Source organism: Pseudoalteromonas sp. THAF3 (assembly GCF_009363775.1).
Classification (GTDB): Bacteria; Pseudomonadota; Gammaproteobacteria; order Enterobacterales; family Alteromonadaceae; genus Pseudoalteromonas; species Pseudoalteromonas ruthenica.
Genome location: NZ_CP045419.1, coordinates 758024 through 773345 on the forward strand (window position 1 = coordinate 758024; position 15322 = coordinate 773345).

At 48.1% G+C, this 15322-nt stretch carries 16 protein-coding genes; 5 read left to right on the plus strand and 11 right to left on the minus strand.

Annotated features, from left to right (window positions below):
- Window positions 1-43 precede the first annotated feature (43 nt).
- The gene (locus FIU82_RS18445; protein ID WP_152441903.1) at window positions 44-1426 is read left to right on the plus strand and encodes an NAD-dependent succinate-semialdehyde dehydrogenase; all 1383 of its coding nucleotides are present in this window, start codon (window positions 44-46) and stop codon (window positions 1424-1426) included.
- Between the two features lie 16 nt (window positions 1427-1442).
- On the opposite strand, the gene FIU82_RS18450 is transcribed toward FIU82_RS18445, so the two are convergent.
- Both FIU82_RS18450 and FIU82_RS18455 read right to left on the minus strand, forming a co-directional pair.
- Window positions 1443-2495 (minus strand): HDOD domain-containing protein, encoded by a 1053-nt coding sequence (locus tag FIU82_RS18450; RefSeq protein WP_152441904.1) that lies wholly within the window; start codon window positions 2493-2495, stop codon window positions 1443-1445.
- 20 nt (window positions 2496-2515) lie between these two features.
- Complete coding sequence (locus tag FIU82_RS18455; protein ID WP_152441905.1) at window positions 2516-3031, minus strand: hypothetical protein; 516 nt, start codon at window positions 3029-3031, stop codon at window positions 2516-2518.
- 268 nt (window positions 3032-3299) lie between these two features.
- Here FIU82_RS18455 and FIU82_RS18460 point away from each other — a divergent pair, with 268 nt between their 5' ends.
- Window positions 3300-5102 carry a pre-peptidase C-terminal domain-containing protein gene (locus FIU82_RS18460; protein ID WP_071209382.1) on the plus strand — a complete coding sequence of 601 codons (1803 nt, stop codon included), beginning with the start codon at window positions 3300-3302 and terminating at the stop codon, window positions 5100-5102.
- An 18-nt stretch (window positions 5103-5120) separates the two neighbouring features.
- On the opposite strand, the gene FIU82_RS18465 is transcribed toward FIU82_RS18460, so the two are convergent.
- Window positions 5121-5873 carry an ABC transporter substrate-binding protein gene (locus FIU82_RS18465; RefSeq protein WP_152441906.1) on the minus strand — a complete coding sequence of 251 codons (753 nt, stop codon included), beginning with the start codon at window positions 5871-5873 and terminating at the stop codon, window positions 5121-5123.
- A 127-nt stretch (window positions 5874-6000) separates the two neighbouring features.
- Between FIU82_RS18465 and FIU82_RS18470 the strand changes: the two genes are divergently transcribed.
- Entirely contained in the window at window positions 6001-6384 is a 384-nt protein-coding gene (locus tag FIU82_RS18470) for a hypothetical protein (protein WP_045978881.1), read from the plus strand.
- A 62-nt stretch (window positions 6385-6446) separates the two neighbouring features.
- Here the strand turns inward: FIU82_RS18470 and FIU82_RS18475 are convergent, their stop codons facing one another.
- The 4 genes from FIU82_RS18475 to soxR all read right to left on the minus strand — a co-directional run bounded on the left by FIU82_RS18475 (window position 6447) and on the right by soxR (window position 10075).
- The gene (locus FIU82_RS18475; protein ID WP_152441907.1) at window positions 6447-7529 is read right to left on the minus strand and encodes a rhomboid family intramembrane serine protease; all 1083 of its coding nucleotides are present in this window, start codon (window positions 7527-7529) and stop codon (window positions 6447-6449) included.
- Entirely contained in the window at window positions 7522-8130 is a 609-nt protein-coding gene (locus FIU82_RS18480) for a hypothetical protein (RefSeq protein WP_045978883.1), read from the minus strand. The genes FIU82_RS18475 and FIU82_RS18480 overlap by 8 nt, the downstream gene beginning before the upstream one ends.
- A gap of 82 nt (window positions 8131-8212) precedes the next feature.
- Window positions 8213-9409 (minus strand): Nramp family divalent metal transporter, encoded by a 1197-nt coding sequence (locus FIU82_RS18485; protein ID WP_045978884.1) that lies wholly within the window; start codon window positions 9407-9409, stop codon window positions 8213-8215.
- A 210-nt stretch (window positions 9410-9619) separates the two neighbouring features.
- Entirely contained in the window at window positions 9620-10075 is a 456-nt protein-coding gene (gene soxR, locus FIU82_RS18490; RefSeq protein ID WP_022945041.1) for a redox-sensitive transcriptional activator SoxR, read from the minus strand.
- Between the two features lie 70 nt (window positions 10076-10145).
- Between soxR and FIU82_RS18495 the strand changes: the two genes are divergently transcribed.
- Both FIU82_RS18495 and FIU82_RS18500 read left to right on the plus strand, forming a co-directional pair.
- On the plus strand, window positions 10146-10688 hold the full coding sequence (locus FIU82_RS18495) for a flavodoxin family protein (protein ID WP_022945042.1): 543 nt from the start codon (window positions 10146-10148) through the stop codon (window positions 10686-10688).
- Between the two features lie 282 nt (window positions 10689-10970).
- On the plus strand, window positions 10971-11663 hold the full coding sequence (locus FIU82_RS18500; RefSeq protein WP_022945043.1) for a response regulator transcription factor: 693 nt from the start codon (window positions 10971-10973) through the stop codon (window positions 11661-11663).
- Between the two features lie 91 nt (window positions 11664-11754).
- Here FIU82_RS18500 and FIU82_RS18505 read toward each other — a convergent pair whose 3' ends face one another.
- Genes FIU82_RS18505 through FIU82_RS18520 form a run of 4 tightly spaced genes read right to left on the minus strand, consistent with a single transcriptional unit; the run spans window position 11755 to window position 14881 of the window.
- Entirely contained in the window at window positions 11755-12531 is a 777-nt protein-coding gene (locus FIU82_RS18505) for a CsgG/HfaB family protein (RefSeq protein WP_045978885.1), read from the minus strand.
- Window positions 12531-12953 (minus strand): curli assembly protein CsgF, encoded by a 423-nt coding sequence (locus FIU82_RS18510; protein ID WP_022945045.1) that lies wholly within the window; start codon window positions 12951-12953, stop codon window positions 12531-12533. The genes FIU82_RS18505 and FIU82_RS18510 overlap by 1 nt, the downstream gene beginning before the upstream one ends.
- Window positions 12947-13333 carry a curli production assembly/transport protein CsgE gene (locus tag FIU82_RS18515; RefSeq protein WP_253946394.1) on the minus strand — a complete coding sequence of 129 codons (387 nt, stop codon included), beginning with the start codon at window positions 13331-13333 and terminating at the stop codon, window positions 12947-12949. The genes FIU82_RS18510 and FIU82_RS18515 overlap by 7 nt, the downstream gene beginning before the upstream one ends.
- A 39-nt stretch (window positions 13334-13372) precedes the next feature.
- Window positions 13373-14881, minus strand: a complete 1509-nt coding sequence (locus FIU82_RS18520; protein WP_045979035.1) for a curlin — start codon at window positions 14879-14881, stop codon at window positions 13373-13375.
- Window positions 14882-15322 lie beyond the last annotated feature (441 nt).

Sequence of the window (15322 nt, forward strand, 5' to 3'; positions counted from 1 at the left end):
TTTGCTCCCATAAGCTCGACGATTAAATTTAAAGGAGAAGGTTATGGCAAAGACGGTAACAACCGTAAATCCAAGTAATGGTAACCCATTAGCTGAGTACACCTTATTATCACAGTTTCAAGCAGAGCAGGCAGTCGATGCTGCCCATGATGCGTTTGGCCAATGGCGCAAAACGTCTTTTTCAGAGCGCGCTGAGAAACTGAACAAACTCGCCGACCTGATCGAACAAAATGAGAGCGCGTTGGTGAGTTTAATGACCGAGGAAATGGGTAAAGTCACCGACCAAGGTAAACAAGAAGTGGCGTTGTGCGCGCAAATTTGCCGCTACACCGCCAAGCATGGCGCCAAAGAATTAGAAGATGAACACCGTTTCTTTGAAGATGGGCACGCCTTGGTGACCTATCAGCCCATAGGTGTGATCTTAGGGATCCAGCCTTGGAATTTCCCACTGTATCAAGTGATCCGTTATAGCGTCTCTAATATTATGGCGGGCAATACCACGGTGTTGAAGCATGCCAGCAATGTGTTTGGTATGTCGAAGAAAATTGAAGCGCTGTTTCTTGAAGCAGGGTTCCCTGAGGGCTGTTATCAATCACTGCTTATCGATGGCGCTACCGCCAGTAAACTCATTGCGCACGATAAAGTACGCGGTGTAACCTTTACGGGCAGTGACGAAACCGGTAAGAAAGTGGCGGAGCAGGCTGCGTCGGTATCGAAAAAGTCGGTACTAGAGCTTGGCAGTAACGACGCATTTGTGGTGCTCAGCGATGCTGATATTGCGCATGCGGTGTCATGTTGTATTCAAGGCCGTGTGGTCAATAACGGTGAAACCTGTGTCGCCGCCAAACGCTTCATTATCGCTGACGCGGTGTACGATGAATTTCGCGATGCTTTTGTTAAAGCGGCCAAAGACCTGAAAATGGGCGACCCAAAAGAGTCCAGCACCGATCTTGGGCCGATGGCGCGAGATGATTTGCGCGACCAATTGCATCAGCAAGTGCAGCAATCCATTGAAGCCGGTGCAAAGTGTATTCTCGGTGGTGATGTGCCCCAAGGGGAAGGGTTCTTCTACCCGATCACCGTATTGGAAGACGTTAAATCGGGCATGCCCGCCTACGATGATGAGTTATTTGGCCCGGTGGCGTCGTTCATTCGTGCCAATGACGATGAGCATGCCATGCAACTGGCTAACGACTCGCGTTATGGCTTAGGTGGCGGTATTTTCAGTGAGGACACAGAAAAAGCCGTGGCGCTGGCAAAAACCGAGTTCGATACCGGAATGGTCAACATTAACGGCTATTCGTTAGCACAGCCTAACCTGCCTTTTGGCGGCGTTAAAGACAGCGGTTACGGTCGCGAGCACGGCGGCTTTGGTATGCGTGAATTCGTTAATGTTAAATCGATTATGATAGCGCAGCCCAACTAAGTGTTTATTGCCCAGTTCAAACACCCGATAAATGGGTGTCGACTCGCTGTTTAAGTACAGGGTGGGTGAGGTGGTCGCTGAGCTGCCTCGCCTGCTGCTGGTTTTGTAAGCAACACAGTTTACTGGCTATGTCCGCTTGCTCACACAATTGCGCTAAAGGCGAGAGTTGAGTCCGACTGCGCTCCAACCTAATGTGGTCCAACCTACTGCGGTGCAACCCTTTTACAATCAGTTGTGGTAACTGCCAATAATTTGCCAAGGTTAAGGTTAAGGTTAAATCGTGACTGTACTCTCTAATGAGGCGTTTAAAGGCTGCGCTGCTAGGGGTGACGTCGGGGTCAACAACATTAAACGCCTCTATCATAAGCTCAAAAATAATCATGGTGCCGAGGTTGTAAAGCAGTGCGGTAAAATATGCGGCGCCAGGGTCGGTTTGGCTATCGCTAGCTGCTAACTTGGCAAAGTCAGCCGTTTGCAACGCGTGCTGCCATATTTTTTCGCCAAACTGGCGGTAATAAATACTCGGACGCGGCGTAAAGCGCTTAATATAAGATTGCACCACGCCCTCAAGCAGGCCATTGGCCCCCATACTCATAAAAGCGGCTTTAAGCTCGGTGATTTCTTGTTCGCGGCGGCGGTAACGAGGGCTGTTCGCTAGCTTGATAAGATCCGCTGCCATCGCAGGCTCCCGCTCTACCACAGCGAGTAATCGCTGCACGTCGAAATCAGGGTTATCCAGCTCTTTAAGCACCTGACTGATGGAGGCCGGCATAACGGGTAAATGTGATAGCAACTGCTCAGGCTCATGCATTAACAGGCTCAGTTGATGGTAAATGAAGTGACTGAGGCTGTCGCTCTGCTGCATTGGCCGAGCATCACAGCCAAATAAGTAATCGAGATAGGCGCCCTCTAAGTCGTTTTCGTAAGGCATTGTTTGGTCGTCAACAGGGGCTTTATTGGCGATCGGTAAGGGCTCATTTTCCGGTGTTTTATCAAAAAACGCATAATTAGCGTCAACCTCAGCGGGCACAAACGATGGCAACAAAGCTCTTAGCAGCTTACGAAACATGAATACCTCTTTGTGAAAATCTACTTAAAAACGACCGCTTTATCGGAGCGAGTGTAGGTGCGGATTTGCGGTGATGTCCATTGCTCGTTTTGTAAGTATTGTGTACTGACTACTATTTTGCCATCCACGAATTGGCTCGTGGATTTTACTTGGGTGATCCCTTGAGCACTGCCGGTTACTTCCTCATAAGCGGTGAAGCTGCCGTCATCGCCCACTTCAAGCCAGCCTTGAGTGTAAAAAGAGGCGGTAGTGAAATAATAAAACACCAGTTTTTGTTTACTTTGGTCCCAAAATATCAGTGATTCGCCACCATAATCGCCGTCATTGATGCTGTGTAAGGTGCGAATAGCAGTGCCATTGAGGGCACGCTGCCATTGGCTTACATCTGTGACCTTCTCTTGAGCGGGAGCGGGTTGAAACTGTGCCTGCCAAGTGCCTAAGTAGGGTTCGAAAACACTCAGTTGAGGTGACAATGAGCTCTTCGCAAGCGCGAGAGTCGGTAATAGCAGCACGAGCGCTGCAAACAAAGGTTTCATAGTAGTTCCTTAATGGTGGAGCATGGCCTTATTTAAGCTTGAGACACAGCCTCGATAAGCTCAAGAAAAAAGAATAAAGAGATCACTTTTGCCAATTATTAACCTTGGGTTAATAGTTGGCTCTTTTTGTTTGTTGCTTTTGATTCTTTAATATCTCATATTTACAAGCATTTACAAAGTTTTGGTGGTTTGAATGTAAAATAATTGAAAACAAATTGATGTTGTTTTATTTTGCTGTTTCCCATAAAAGAAACAACTAGGATACCCCATGTTTAAACCCACCCTTATCGCCAGCGCGCTGCTTAGCAGTACCGCTGTATTTGCTCAAGGTCCACTGTTTGAAGTGTCATCGCAGCAAATGGCTAACAGCGTTAACGCTGCACAAGCAAATATGTCACAGCTCAGTGGCGCGCAGTTCCAATTAACCAGCAATACTGCCTCCTTGTCTTTGCCTGTTGATGGTGCGCAGGTACACTTTACCCGCAAAAACGCAAGCCTTAGCGCCAGTGGTAACCTTATTTGGCAAGGTGAAAACGACAATGGTGACTCGGTCACATTAGTGCAAACTGCAAAAGGCATCTCTGGTACGGTTAAAACCAACGGTGACGTGCTAAAGCTTAAGCCTGTTGGCGCTCATGGTCATCAGCTGCGAACACTCAAGCCTGAGCAAATGCCACCAGAGCACCAACCAGGACACGTTATGCCTGAAGGCCCACTCGCAAAGCAGGTTAGCGTCAATAATAGCCCTAGTATTTTCGCGCAGCCGCAGGCCGTTGCCGATACGCAAATTGACCTACTGGTGGTTTACACTGCCAAGGCTGCTCAGCTCTCTGGCGACATTGATGCCTTGATAGACCTTGCTATCAATGAAACCAATCAGGGTTATCAAAATTCAGGTGTGAATGCCACCGTCAGTCTTGCCCATAAAGCACAGGTCAACTACACCGAAGCGAGTAGCTCAGGCACTGATTTAAACCGTTTGGCCGGGACCAACGATGGCTACATGGATGAGGTGCATGGTTTGCGTGACCAGTATGGTGCCGATGTGGTGGTATTAGTGAACGATGTTAACGGCTATTGTGGTCAAGCTGATGCCATTGGTGCCAGCGCCAGCAGTGCTTTTGCCATGGTTGATTATGATTGTGCTACCGGTTATTACTCTTTCGGTCATGAAATTGGTCACCTCCAAGCGGCGCGTCACAACCCTGAAAACGATCCCACTAATTCGCCTTATGCCTACGGTCACGGCTACCAAGACCCAAGCTCTCAATGGCGTACGGTGATGGCGTATAACTGTAACAGTGGTTGTACTCGTATCAATTATTGGTCAAACCCAAACAAGAGCTACAATGGCACGGCGATGGGCACAACCACGCGCAGTGACAACACGCGTGTTTTGAATATTACCAGTCCAACAATTGCTAATTTCCGCAGTGGCGGCACGCCACCACCGCCTCCAAATGAGCTTGAAAATGGTCAGCCTATTAGCATCAGCGGTGCTAATGGCAGTGAAACGCTATACACCTTTGAAGTACCAGCCGGTGCCAGCAATATCAGCATTACCAGCTCAGGTGGCTCAGGTGATTTAGACTTGTATGTAAAATACGGCGCAACGGCATCGCAGAATAACTATGATTGCCGCCCTTATGAAAATGGGAATAACGAGAGCTGTACAGATACGCGCGCAGGCACTTACTCAATTATGGTGCATGGTTACAACGCCTATAGTGGCGCAACCTTAGTGGCGAGCTACGAGCAAAGTGGCAGCGATTTACCGATTGAGATCACTGAGTCAAACCTCTCGGGCAGCCAAGGTCAGTGGCAATACTTTACCGTTGATGTGCCTGCGGGCGCGAGCACGGTTGATGTAAGCACCTCCGGTGGCAGCGGTGATGTCGATTTGTATGTCCGTCAAGGCGCGCAGCCAACAACCTCTAGCTATGATTGTCGCCCGTTTCGTTCAGGCAATAACGAGTCGTGTTCAGAGGCCGCAGCAGCTGGCACTTGGCATGTAGGCCTTCGTGCTTACAGCAATTACTCCGGTGTAACCTTGAATATTTCTGTGCAATAACAGGCTAATAAAACCAGCCTAGGGTTGCTGATAGCGGCGTTCAATTTCTTTTTTGACGCTCTCAGGAATAGATGACAAAAGGTGTTGCAAGCGCAACGCCTTTTTTTCGTTATTAGGATGGTAGCCGATGTATTGAGGCTCAATATGCAGGTTGTGTAAAAGCGCAACGGGCAAATCGAAATCGTGAATAATTTTCGCAGCCCAGGTTCTATCTACCACAATGGCATCGACGCGACTATCGCTCAGGGTGGAGAAAAATGATTTAGCTTGCGCGTCTGTTGACTCGTAGTAGGAGCGAGTAACAATATCAGCATTGAGTGCTTTTAGTGCACTATAGACTTCATCAGGGTATGGGTACTCCTCAGCAATGAGAATAATGGGGGAGCGCTGCACAGCCTGCTCGTAAAAACTCTCTTGGCGCTTGATGGCCACCGCTAGCGTCAGCTCCCAGTTAACGAACGATTGGTCGAGCATTGCCAAGCCATCGGTTTCATCCACATGCAAGGTGAAATCAAGCTTACCTTGGCTAACGGCTTCAACACAGCGTTTGTAGGGCAGCTCAGTAAAGATGACGTCAGTGCCTGAGTGTGACAGTGCATAGCGAATTAAATCCACTTCAATGCCTTTTGCTTGCATCGATTCGTCGACATAGCTGTAGGGCCACCACCTTTCAAAGCAAATTCGCAGTGGCGCCGGTGTGCCCCAGCTTGATGATGACCACAACTGCATCATGAGCAGTACAATGGCGCTTACAGCATATAATGTGTGCATAGCTTTAAGCGTAAACCACCGCCGCCAAGGTGCAAAAATTAAAAGGGTACATTTTCTTACAGTTTGCGTTAATGTTTACCGTTAAAGTGATAGAACGAGCACACGAAGGCATGAAAGGATACGTAGCATGCTTAAATTATTTATCGCGCTGGCCGCGCTGAGTATTTTAAATGGTTGTACGGTGGTGGGCATCTTAGTGGATGGCTATGCGCAGCCAAATATGCAGCAGCGCGCAGAAAAGCACTATACCGCCAGCACCCAAGGCGATCCAGGTAAATCCAGTTACACGCCAACAGATAATGACGGCTTTAGCTTCGCTAAACTTGGCTTGGCGATTGACTCGGCGGTCCTCGGTGCATTGCAAAAGCCAACGCCGAGTAAAAGCAATAAAGAGTGTAAGAAACTGTCTGACACTATTACTGAGTGTGATTTAGTTGCGCCCATGCAATCAAGTGCGCCTAGCGAACCGCAAAGCGAGTTAGAGGCCATCGAGCGCCGCCATCATGAATAAGGGGTAGGTGATGGTGAGCAGCATGGCATATATGCACGCTACTCACCTGATGAAACCCGGTATTAGCGTTTAAGCTGGGCGGCTGGCTTATTTAGTAGTGCAATCATAGGTCTGTCGCTCATTACTTTGGTTTTAAGCGCATAGCCAATGAGTAGACCGACGATAAAGCCGCCGATATGAGCGCCATAATCAACGCCATCGGGCAGGCTAAATAACCCGAATAAGTTAATACCCAGCCAAATAATGAAGAACCACATGGCGGAGAGCTTCTTCTGATAAATGACGAACATAAAGGTCAGGCTGGCATAGCGAAACCACATTAAGTACATGCCAAATAAACCGGCAATGGCACCGCTGGCACCGACACTGGGTATGGTGCCATTGCTCGATAATAGCAAGCTAGCGACAGAGGCGAGTACGCCACACAGCAGGTAGTAGCCAAGGAAACGCCAGTGGCCAAGTGCATCTTCGAGGTTATCGCCAATGATGTATAAAAAGTACATATTGCCTACCAGGTGCATAATTGAGCCGTGTAAAAACACACAGGTGAGCAAGGTCCAAGGCTCTTCCCCGGCGAGCACATCCACTGGGCGCATGGCAAAATATTCAAGTACAAACTCAAAATGGCTGGGAACAAAAAAATAAGCGGCAAATATCAACACGTTCAACGCCACCAAAGCGCGAGTTACCCACGGGGTACGATGTGGTTTGATGTTGTACTCTACTGGCATTTGCGTTAGAAATTGAAATAAGTAGGTTTTCCATGACACCTTCTGGTTGAGCTCGCCAAGTGCCGCTTTTAGCTGTGGGCTATTTTCGACACTTTCTAACTGCTCTTTTTCTATCCAGCTGCCATCGCAATGACGGCATACATCGATTTCGCTGTGGTAGTGCTCTAATAAGTGGTAGCGCTCCATCAATGTTGAGCAATCGGGGCAGTCGCGCTCAGATATACCTACATGTTCACCAAAATTGTGTTCATATTTCTCACCCACAGGACCGTCGTTGACCTCGTTCAACATGCGATTGACTTCATTTTTTTCAAACCAAAGGCCACCACATTCTAGGCACACATCAATTTCTTCACCTTGATACTCGGTCACTTCTAAGTATTCATCAACACAATGGGGACAGCGTTTATTCATGCTCTAACTCCTTGAGACTGCCAATTTGCACGTCGTTATCAGCTAATTCTTGTTTCAGTGCCTGGGCACTGCGCTTTAAATAGGGAAGCGTATTTTGCTCTAGGTCGGTTGCAAGTTTGCCTAGCTTCTCACTGGCGTGACGCGCTGACACCTTGCGCTTTAGCGCGCGTTCAATATAAAACTGACTTTGACTATAAAAACGCCGCGCAGCGGAGAGAATGGCACTTGGGGTTTCCAAAGTCGTGGGTGAGTATTGCATGGTGTGCCACACATATTTATCTAAAGTGGGCTTATTGAACTCAAGCTCAGATGTAGGCGGGCTCTTAGCCAGTAGCTCGGCATACGCTTGAATTTTACGTTGGTTGTCGAGCAACTCATCGTACAGAGACGTGCGTAGATAGTAGTTATCTTCCATTTTAGAGTAGGTATCGAATTTAATTGCCTGCTCTAAACCGCTTTGTGCGGCGAGGTAGACACCAAAAATGGTGGATAGCACCAAAAATACTTGGTTGAGCCAAAAACCGGTACTGCGTAGCTCTTTGTTGTCGACTTGTTGCAGCACTTTGGGGATTTTTTTGTCCTGTGGTGGGGATGTTGCCATAACCGACTCCTTGGTAAAATGAGCCGAGATGGTAGGGGAAAGTGAGCACAGAGGCAAGCGCCTTGCGCTCACTTAATAGGCATTATATGAGCGTAAGCAGTTTGTATCCGCTCAACGTGATGATCAGTATCAGCAGCGGCATCGCCAGCACATTAATCAGCAGTGAGTTTTTAAATCTGCCCATGACCTTATTTTGATTCATTAGCCACAGCAGGTAAATACAGATAATGGGTAATAACAGTGCGTTGGTGGCCTGCGCGAAAATAATTACCGCCACTGGGTCTAAACCAAGACTGGCCACAACAGCACCAAACACTAATATCACCAACGCCACTTGCTTGAAGCGAGGGCTGTTGGTATCTCCTTGTAACCCGAGCATGCCACACACCGCGTAGGCACCCGCCAGAGGCGCCGTTATGGCGCTGGTTAACCCAGCGGCGAATAGCCCGAGTGCAAAAAAGTAATGGGCACTGTCACCCAGTAAAGGCGTTAATTGCGAAGCGAGATTGGCGGCACTGAGCTGACTATTGCCCTGACCAAAAAAGGCCACGCTTGCGGTAGACACGATAGCTAAGGTGATCAATCCCCCAAGACCAATTGATAAACCGGTATCCCAGTTGCTACTGCGAATGGCCTGTTGTTTATCTTGCTCACCTTGGCTGGCCCGTGCGACCACCCCAGAGTGAAGAAATAAGTTATACGGTACGATGGTGGTGCCAATTAACGCCAATACGGTGGTCAGTGATCCTTCAGGGAAGCTAGGCTTAAAACCTGCAAACATGGCACTGAGATCGGGGCTGGCGATGACCAGAGTCGCTAAAAAAACTAAACTCATCAGCAACACTAAAAAGATCAGTGCGCCCTCTATCAACTTATATTTGCCGCTGTATAACAGTGCGGCGCTGATAATAGCAATCAAGGGCGTCCACAGCTGCGCTGAAGCAGAGGGAAATAGCCCTTGTAAACCGAGACTGGCACCGCTGAGGTTACCTGCCTCATAGGCGGCACTGCCAATGCCAATGGCACTGATCACCAAAAATGCGGCAAGCCAACGAAACACGGGGGTTTCAATATGCGCGCGCAGTGCTTGGGCTAAATCTAGGCCGGTGACCACACCTAAACGCGCGGCCAGTGATTGCAATAAAATGGTTGCCAGCACTGAGAATACCAAGGCCCATAGCAATGCAAAGCCAAAGCTTGCACCGGCTACGCTGGCGGTGGTAATGGTGCCTGGGCCAATAAAGGCGGCGGCAACCAGTAGTCCAGGTCCTAACTTCATATATCACCTGTCGAGGTTAAAAAAAGGCGCGTACGCTACCAGTTCATATCCAAATTTGAAAGAGTAAGACGTTACTCTATGCAATAAACAAGTGAATTTATACATTTAAATACAGAAATTTAACATCTGCGGCGGCCCAAAGTGACTCCACTCATATCTCACTGAGTGATTGTCTGCGCTCGGTAATAAACAGCCTGTGTCTTGTTGGCGCTAGTCTCCCAGCTCAGGGTGATCCAATAACACGGCTCCACCATCGACATTGGCGAGCTTATCTTCAGGGTTATAAATAGGACAGCGTTGCATCGATAGGCAGCCGCATCCAATACAGCCATCAACATAGGCGCGTACTCGTTGCATGTAGGCAATTTTTTCATCGAGTTGGCGCTGCCATTGGCGTGACATGTTGGCCCAGTCTTCTTTATTCGGGGTGCGTTTTTCGGGCAGGGTACTGAGTGTTTCTTTTACCTCCTCTAGGGTGATCCCCATTTTTTGTGCGGCCTTGATAACCGCAATACGCCTTAGTACATCTCGCTTGTAGCGGCGTTGATTTCCTTGGTTTCGCCAACTGCGAATAAGTCCTTTTTTCTCGTAAAAATGCAGCGCCGATACGGCGACCCCAGCACGTTTGGCGACAGTGCCGACAGATAAATTTGCTTCCAATGTCATTTTGTTGTTGACCTAAACTTAACTTGAGCTTTTAGCCTTAGGTTAAACATACAAATGCAGGAAAGCAATTATGAACCAACATGTTATTATTTTTTCAAGTGCTAGAAGCCAAGGTAACACCCGCCAAGCTGCCGACACTCTCGCCCGACACCTCGATGCGCAATTCATTGATTTAGACGCCTATCAGATTAACCCATATCGGTATGATATTCGCGAACAAAGCGATGATTTCCGCGCGTTAATCACGCGATTACTAGAGTTTGACCATTGGGTATTTGCATCGCCCGTCTATTGGTATAACACCACACCGCAGATGAAGGCGTTTTTTGATAGACTCACGGAATACATGGACCAGCCCCAATTGCGTAGCCAGTTACGACAACTGCGCACTAAGCAAGCATCCTTGCTCTCCACTAGTTACACCGAGCGGGCGCCGCAAGCGTTTGTGGACCCTTTCATCCATACTGCCACCTACCTAGGGATGCAATTTGTCACTCACTATCATGCTGGCGCTGCAGACCCTGAATCTGTGGCCGTGCAATACCCTAAAAGACAAATGTGGTGGCGCAAGTTGTATGCCTTGTTGAACACTCAAGCAGGCCTTATTAGATAAATTAGTGATTATTTTGCAATTATTCGTTCAAGCGCAAAATTAGCTGAATATAAAATGAATGTCTGCAAGTGGTTACTATCTCTAGATGCCATTAAATTTATTAGTTCATAGAGTGCATTTTTGCACTCTTATGATGCAATAAAGGCGTTGTTAGAGGCTTAGCTCTATTGTTGTTATGTAAACAAGATGTTTATTTTGTGCGGAGTTAGTCTTGATAGTAAAGCTTAAATAGGTACACTCAATGCTCCCCCCCAGTGTTTGGGTGCTTCAGAGGAAGAAGTAATGAATAACAAGCAGTTGTTTGTCTTAACAAAAGATAATGCAAATACTCAAAGCGACGATTTCTTGTTGTTACTCAAAGTATTGGAAACGCTCGCAACAACCGTTAAGGTCGATACCCGCCTGCCTGAGGTGGGTGAGCGCGAACACATTGCACTATTTTTAGTGGATGCTGCGTATTGTGATTGCCAAGAAATGCTCAGCGAGGAGATCATTCAGTTAGCGCGCCAGCACAGTGTTGCGGTGTTTAATGCTCAGCGCCACGCGCTCAACGAACGCACAGCGCTGCTGGCGAATCTCAAAGGCGCGCTTTATAACGATGACAGTCCTGAGCATATGTTTAAAGGCGTGCGCCGCGTCCTCGGCGGCGAGCTATGGTTTTGCCGCAAGGCTATCTCCAATGCCTTTGGCGATCTAATTCAACAGCTCCCCGCCACCGATGCACTATCGGCGCAACGCCACAGCGATATCGACTTAAGTGTGCTAACCGCACGGGAAAAGTCGGTGATTTCATTGTTGGCTAAGGGGGCTAAAAATGATGATATCGCCTGCGCTTTGAACATCAGTAACCACACAGTGAAAACGCATATATACAGTGCTTTTCGTAAGACCAACTCGCGTAATCGTATTGAATTGGCCAATTGGGCACAGCGCTATATTCCGGTGGCATCTCGCGTCATGGAACAGCGTCAATAACCTGCTCAGCATGCTATTGAACGCAAGGTTACCATTGAGCAAAAATAAAGGCGCCAAACGAGGCGCCTTTATTGTGTCAGTGCAGAGGTGATCAACTGGCTCGCGCCGACCATACCCCTTTGTTAATGCCGTCTTTTATGAGTAACGTCAGTGCTTTTTCAATCGCTTGCGTGACACAAATATGCATGGGTTCGTTATCACTGAAGCCCGCTTCGGCTTCCAACAAGCGCTTGTAACTCACATAGCGGAAAAAGCCAGCACGCATCTCTTGTGAGAGTACTTTTTTGCTGGTGGCAACCGACAGCAATACCTGCCCGGTGCGCACATCGACCGCACGCATATAAATAGAGATAACATCCTCACGGTACAGCTCTGAGGCGCCGATACCAAAGTATTCTGCACCTAAGCCTCCGGTTTTTACGTTACTGTCGTAACTGATGATCCCGCCCTCAAGAATGATTTTGGCGGTGGTCAAAGGTGGCAGCTCTGGGGCATTGTCGCCCTTATCACTCATCGCCGCTCGCACGATTTTTCGCTCTGTAAGCAAATTTTGTAATCCTTCACGCTCCACGGGCACAAACCAGTCGGTTTCATGCAGCGCTTGCATCAGAATAGAGTTCGCACCTTGGGTTACGGCGGTAGAAAACGAGCTGACGTTTTCTTGCGGCTTATATTGCCCCGTTTGGTCGCGAAATGAATAAACTGAGACGGGAATTGCGCCTCTGGGATTAGGTAGCGCTTTTAGTTCGGCAAAGGTCTCTGTGAGCGCCAATTGCTCAGCAATTTGCTCATCTGGGGGCACAGTCGAGGTGATAGCCGAACAGCCGCTAAGCAAAGCCAATAGTAAAAATGCACATATACGTTTCATTAGCCAAACCTCGGTACTTCGATTACGGTGACAGTGCCATCCAGGGTATTGGTTATTTGCACGGTGATACTATCAGGGGTGCTGGTGATAATCTGGATTTGATAGTCGCCACTCATAAAGATGGAGTCTTGGTTAAAAATACTGTCTTCAACATCGTCACCGAAGGCGATATCGGTAATTTCACGAACCATGCGGTTGAGGTACGTACGCTCCAACGATTCTTGAAACTTTTCACCATAGGTTTTTTCACTGATAGGGGCCCGGTGCTTATTTTGGGCTTGTGCTTTAGAGAGCAACATATTGGCATTTAACGGGTTTCCGCCAAATGATGGGTTAATAGGTTTGTATACAAGCTCAGTGGCCATCAGTGGCAGTGACGCACAAAGCAAAAGTGCATAAATTATTGTTTTCATTTTTACCATCCACTTGCTGCTAGATCAGGGGAGTGTTGTTTAAATCTGGCGCGCGCCATGGCGTCCATAATCGCGAACATCGCGCTTTCGACACGCTCTTTAAGTGGCCCACCACGTCGGCCCATAAAAGTGACGTATACCAATTCATTATTCATGAGTACTTCAAGGCGGGTGCCAGCACGAGGAAGCACCGTTTCTTTGATCACCACGTTGGTGCCGCTGGTATCCGGTAGATCGCGCCATAACTGTGAGAAATTAAAGTAAAATTGGTGGCCAAAGCGGCTAATACTGCGATCGAGTACGAGGCCGTCAATTTCCACTTCTTGTGCTTTGCTTGACGTGTGAGTCAGGGCAAGGAGCACAATCAGGGTGGTGAGAAAATACTTCATCATCGGCTGAAAGGGAGGGTTACCCCTCCCATTAGAGCTTTACTGTTGTACAACAGTTGCAGAGTTATAGTCACCGACTTGAGTGACAGCAACGGTGTTACCAGTGCCCATAACCGAGCCTTCAACCAAGTTACCCTCACCAAGTTGACTGATAGACACAGTATTACCTTCACCTGCGACTGCGAACGCACCTTGTCCCATGCCGGCAACCATGTTCATGCCGCCTTCTTGGGCGATATCAATGCTGTGGCCACTGCCTTCTACCATGAGGTCGATAGCATTGAGCTCACCACTTTGTACCAAGTCGACTTGGTTGCTTGAGCTTTCCATCACTGAGCCCATGGTCAATACAGCTTCATTGCCCATGCCACTTTGAGTAATAGCGATATCATTATCGTTGCTGGCAATGCTTGGATCTGGGTAAGATGATTCAATAACAGCGGTGTTCATGTCACCAGATTGGGCAACTGCTACGTCGTTGTCATTGCCGTTGAAGTTAACAACATGCGTGGCGTTGTCGTTGCCGATTTGCATAGCATCAAACTCATTGTTGTTACCTAGCACGCCAAGATACACTTCGTTGCCACTGCCATTTTGGGTTGCGCTGAAATCGTTCTCATCGCCTAATACCTCAGCTGATGCTGCGTTATTATCACCCATTTGCATAACGTTTAGCTCGTTTCCATCACCAGAGAATAGAGCCGACTCAAAAGTATTCGCGCTGCCTTCTTGATCAATTGACAGAGCATTTTCATTGCCCTCGATAGAGACGATATCAGTGCTGTTATTCGCGCCTTCCTGCTCAACAGCGAGTTCGTTCTCATCTCCGAAAATATCGCCAATGCTGATGACGTTGGTATCGCCTAGCTGTTCACTGGCAAATTCGTTCATGCTGCCATTAATAGAAGTGACGGATAGTTGGTTCCAAAAACCATCCTGCTCTACGCTCAGGTCGTTGGCATCACCTTGAACCGACGTAAATTGCGCTTCGTTCCATAATCCAGCTTGCTGTGCATTAACCACGTTGGCATTGCCCTGCATATCCAGGTTGTAGAACCAGTGCCCGCCGTCGCCCTGAACAACATTAATTTGGTTTGCATCGCCGCCAATCACGTTGATGGCCTCATTGTTGATGCCTAAGAAACCAGTGCCATTTTGCTCAACCGCGATTTGGTTGTCACTGCCAGTCACTTCGCTTAATGCGCCATTCGCTTCGCCATCTTGGTTGTAAGATTGCTGGTTGTTGTCGCCTTGTGTGGTCACCAACACCACATTGCCGTTACCTATTTGCATGGCATCTGTTTGGTTACCATCACCTACCGTAGTGATCTCAGTAAGGTTGGCGTCGCCTTGCTGCAAAGAGCTGGCGCTGTTACCTAGACCCTGTACAGACGTTTGTGAAATTGTGAGCTCATTGCCAACGGCGGCTGCACGCTCTACGTTAGCAAGTGCAGATGTTGACCCAGGTTTGTCTTCGCTTTGTGCGTAAGCACCTGTTGATAGGGCCATCGCGATGGCGCAGGTTAAAATAGATTTAGAAAGCTTCACGCTTATCTCCTTGTTGTTTGTTATTACTGCGACGACGTTACAAATGAAAAGGCTCATCTCAGGGTTGCCGACCTGAACTGGGTTAATCAAAAAAGCGTGTAAACGAGCGCAGCGTTGTTGTCCTAAAAGGTGTTGGCAGTAGTAAAAGCCAACGGTCACTGGTGCGTATGGCGTCATTCCTTTGCCTTAGCCGTAAATAAGTAGCCGGGCGCTGGAATACGGAGAAGCCTAAGAGTTCGGTAAGCGTTGGGAGAGAAATAACACTCGTCACTAAGTTGCAATTACGAGCATGCATGGGAAAAACTTGCTTCCAATGCTTTGTTGAGTAATTGCAACGAGCCATATTCCCTCCTGGGTCACTGATAGTTGCATGCACAGTGCATGGATTGGTGCTGCAAGGTATCAATATTAGTAATACTCATTTTCCTACCGAGGTATTCA